The organism is Jeotgalibacillus marinus, from assembly GCF_040801915.1.
Classification (GTDB): domain Bacteria; phylum Bacillota; class Bacilli; order Bacillales; family Jeotgalibacillaceae; genus Jeotgalibacillus; species Jeotgalibacillus marinus.
This window is the reverse complement of the sequence record NZ_JBFMIA010000301.1, coordinates 1-235: the sequence shown is the minus strand read 5'-3', so window position 1 is coordinate 235 and position 235 is coordinate 1. Positions and strand designations below refer to the sequence as shown.

Genomic DNA, 235 nt, shown 5'->3' with positions numbered 1-235 from the left:
AAAGAGAAGGGGGAAAAAGAGGGAGAGAGAAGGGGGGAAAAAGAGGGGGAGAAAAAGAAAAAAAGGAAAAAGGAGAGGAGAAGGGGAAGAGAAAGGAAGAAAAGAAAAAGGGAAAAGAGGAAAAGAAAGGAGGGAAGGAAGAGGAGAAAAAGGAGGAGGAGGGAAAGGAGGGAGAGAGGGAGGGGAGGGAGGGGAGGAGGGAAGGAAGGAAGGAGGGGAGACAAAGGGGGGGAGG

General features: G+C 51.1%; 1 protein-coding gene. It reads left to right on the top strand.

Translation table 11 applies throughout. The features are described from left to right. Nucleotides 1-235 (top strand): hypothetical protein (locus tag AB1471_RS19175; protein WP_367781071.1); only part of this gene is annotated, 235 nt, incomplete at both ends.